Annotated in this window: 4 protein-coding genes and 1 pseudogene; 2 read left to right on the top strand and 3 right to left on the bottom strand. The window is 62.1% G+C overall.

Going from position 1 to position 3,129, the window contains the following annotated elements; translation table 11 throughout:
- The 3 genes and pseudogenes from EOA28_RS30605 to EOA28_RS30590 all read right to left on the bottom strand — a co-directional run.
- Positions 1-240: pseudogene (locus EOA28_RS30605) on the bottom strand (bifunctional heptose 7-phosphate kinase/heptose 1-phosphate adenyltransferase); the annotation flags it as partial.
- 151 nt (positions 241-391) lie between these two features.
- Entirely contained in the window at positions 392-1,024 is a 633-nt protein-coding gene (locus EOA28_RS30600) for a LysE family translocator (protein WP_127251523.1), read from the bottom strand.
- A 357-nt stretch (positions 1,025-1,381) separates the two neighbouring features.
- Complete coding sequence (locus tag EOA28_RS30590) at positions 1,382-1,618, bottom strand: type II toxin-antitoxin system Phd/YefM family antitoxin (RefSeq protein WP_127251524.1); 237 nt, start codon at positions 1,616-1,618, stop codon at positions 1,382-1,384.
- A 144-nt stretch (positions 1,619-1,762) separates the two neighbouring features.
- On the opposite strand from EOA28_RS30590, the gene rfaD reads away from it, so the two are divergent.
- Positions 1,763-2,710, top strand: a complete 948-nt coding sequence (gene rfaD, locus EOA28_RS30585; RefSeq protein ID WP_127251525.1) for an ADP-glyceromanno-heptose 6-epimerase — start codon at positions 1,763-1,765, stop codon at positions 2,708-2,710.
- Positions 2,683-3,129 (top strand): lipopolysaccharide heptosyltransferase II (gene waaF / locus EOA28_RS30580; RefSeq protein ID WP_128315607.1); only part of this gene is annotated, 447 nt, incomplete at its 3' end. The genes rfaD and waaF, both read left to right, overlap by 28 nt.

Here is a 3,129-nt window from a genome sequence, read left to right as displayed (position 1 = left end):
GGGTATGGCGGCCCCGCCTAGCGAAACGATGTTGGAGACGACATTGCCGGCGCCGCCCATGTTCAGCATTTCGCCCCGTCCATGCAGCACGGGGATCGGAGCCTCCGGCGAGATGCGTTCGATCACGCCGCTGACGAAACGGTCGAGAATGAAATCGCCGACCACCAGCACGGTGACCTCGCCGAACCGGGCGATGGTGCGATGCAAAGGTTCCGGAGAGGGCGGATTGTGCTTGATCATCTCACTCGACATATGCCTGAAAAAGGCAGGACTTGATTAGGTTTCAGCGCCGGAATTGTGGCGCACCTCGCTCAACGCGATGCGGATATACCGCAATTGGGGCGAGCGCAACGGCAGGCCCGATTGACTGCGGCCGAAGTCGGCTGTGCAATCAGCTTCTCTGCAGGGCCACGTGGACGCCGAGGCCCACAAGCACGGCGCCGCCTGCACGCTGCATCAGCCGCTGCGCCCGCCCTGAAAGCCGCAGCCGGTCGATCATCGCGCCGGCAAGGAATACGCAAACAATATCGGCGGAGGAAAACATCAGATTGACGATGGTTCCAAGCACGACGAACTGCAGCCAGACCGGGAACGCCGCCGAGGCATCGATGAATTGCGGCAGGAACGCCATGAAGAAGATCGCCGTCTTCGGATTGAGCACCTCGACGGTGATGCTTTCGAAAAAGGCGCGCCGCGCCGATTTCCGCTCGATGGCCGGCAGAGCCGTATCGCCGCCTGTCCGTTTGCGGATCATTGAGACGCCGAGCCAGATCAGATAGAGCGCGCCGCCGAGCTTGACCGCCAGATAGAGCGGCGGCACGGCGTGGAACAGGACGGACAGTCCCGCGGCGGCCGCGAAGACATGCACATAACCGCCGAGATGAATGCCGAGAGCCGCCGTCAGCCCCGACCAGCGGCCCCGCGCCATCGTCTGCGCCGCGGCGTAAAGCATGGCGGGTCCGGGGATGTAGGCGAAGATCGCAGTTGTGGCGAAGAATGCGATCAGCAGTTCGGTCGACGGCATTCTTGGTCCCCAAATGATCACGTCTCTGTCAGGCTACGCCCTGCTGGTCCGATCTCCATACTGGCGATACCACAGATATGGATATCGTCGAATTCCTCTAACATCATTCCAGGCGTTGGCGCTGCCCCTCACCTGCCTGCCGGCCATCCTCTCCCCGTATAGTGACGGGGAGAGGGGCCCTCGTCGCCGGTTTCGCCAATCTCCAGCGTCGCAATAAGGGCGCCGAGGTTACGGCCAGCCCTTTCTCCCCGTCACCATACGGGGAGAAATGCCCGGCAGGGCAATGAGGGGCAGCGCTGACGTGACGTGATTGTCGACACTCAGCCCGAAGCGACCCGGTTCTCGGCGGCAATAAACCTACTCGCGACTCCCTCGGGCAGCGTACTCCTCGAGCATATCGACATGCTCTGACGGGGCGTCCTTGGCGGCGTAGGCACGGCGGCTGTCGTTGACGAAGCGAGCCTCATAGGCCTCGATGCTCATGAGGACGTATCTCGGCTTGTTGTGACGGGTGATGGAGACAGGCTGCTGGCTGGCAGCCGCAAGAACATCACCGAGATTCTGTTTCAAATCAGTCGACGGGTACTGTTTCATGACACGCTCCGTTTTGTACATAATAGACAAAACAGGCGAAATAGACAAGATTGGCGATCCTCAATACGGGATGGCACCGGCTTTATCGACACTCACACCAGCCTCCCCTATAAGAGCCGGGATCGCAAACAGACAGAGGCCTTCATGATCATCGTCACGGGCGGCGCCGGCATGATCGGCTCCAACATCGTCGCCGCTCTCAATGCCGAGGGGCATGACGACATCGTCGTGGTCGACGATCTCACCGACGGCCACAAGATCGCCAACCTCGCCGACCTTCGCATTGCCGACTATCTCGACAAGGACGATTTTCTCGCCCAGCTCCAGAATGGCGCGCTCGGCCGCATCGAGGCCGTCTTCCACCAGGGCGCGTGCTCAACCACCACCGAGTGGAACGGCAAGTTCATGATGGAGGTGAACTACACCTACTCGAAGCGGCTGCTGCATGCCTGCCTCGATCTGCGCGTGCCCTTCCTCTACGCCTCCTCCGCATCCGTCTATGGCGGGGGCAGCGAGTTCCGCGAGGAGCCCGAGTTCGAACGCCCGCTCAATGTCTATGCCTATTCGAAGAAGCTGTTCGACGACTATGTCCGCCGCAACATCGACGCCGACCATTCGCAGGTGACGGGCCTGCGCTATTTCAACGTCTACGGACCGCGCGAGGCGCACAAGGGCGCCATGGCGTCCGTCGCCTTCCATCTGTTCAACCAGGTCGAGCGCGGCGAAAATCCGAAACTCTTCGGCGCCTATGGCGACTTCGGCCCGGGCGAGCAGAGCCGCGACTTCATCCATGTCGGCGATGTCGCCGACGTCAATCTGTGGCTTTGGAAAAAGGGCCAGAGCGGCATCTTCAACTGCGGCACCGGTCGCGCCCAGCCGTTCCGCGCCATCGCCGAAACGGTGATCGACACGCTGGGCAAGGGCGAGATTGAATTCATCCCTTTCCCCGACCATCTCAAGGGCAGCTACCAGAGTTTTACGCAGGCTGATATGTCCCGCTTGCGCGCGGCCGGCTACAATGGCCAATTCCGCACAGTCGAAACCGGCGTCAGGGACTATGTCGAATGGCTGAAGGCCCAACGATCCTCGTGATCGGCCCACGCTGGGTGGGCGACATGGTCATGGCGCAGTGCCTGTTTGCGGCGCTGAAGGAAAAACATCCGAACGCGGCAATCGATGTGCTGGCGCCGGCCTGGGCCGCGCCTTTGGTCAAGCGCATGCCCGAGATACGCAGCCAGATCGACTTCGCGCTGATGCCGGGCGCGCTCGAATTCCGCAGCCGCAGGCGCTTCGGCCGCCTGCTGCGCGGCCGCTACGACATGGCCTATGTGCTGCCGGGAAGCTGGAAATCGGCGCTGATCCCGTTCTTTGCCCGCATCCCCCATCGTGTCGGCAATTTGCGCGAAATGCGCTATGGCCTGCTGACCGACATCGTGCCGCTGCCCGAAGCGCTGAAGCGGCGCACGGCGCGCGCCTATTTCGGCCTCGCGCGCCGTGCGCCGCTTCAGCGC

The sequence above is a fragment of the Mesorhizobium sp. M2A.F.Ca.ET.067.02.1.1 genome (assembly GCF_004023285.1).
Classification (GTDB): Bacteria; Pseudomonadota; Alphaproteobacteria; order Rhizobiales; family Rhizobiaceae; genus Mesorhizobium.
Note: the sequence above shows the minus strand (reverse complement) of the source record. Positions and strands in the feature narration are given on the sequence as shown.

Coding starts and splice junctions, on each gene's coding strand:
- EOA28_RS30600 (WP_127251523.1), bottom strand. CDS start 1,024: ATGCCGTCGACCGAACTGCTGATCGCATTCTTCGCCACAACTGCGATC.
- EOA28_RS30590 (WP_127251524.1), bottom strand. CDS start 1,618: ATGAAACAGTACCCGTCGACTGATTTGAAACAGAATCTCGGTGATGTT.
- rfaD (WP_127251525.1), top strand. CDS start 1,763: ATGATCATCGTCACGGGCGGCGCCGGCATGATCGGCTCCAACATCGTC.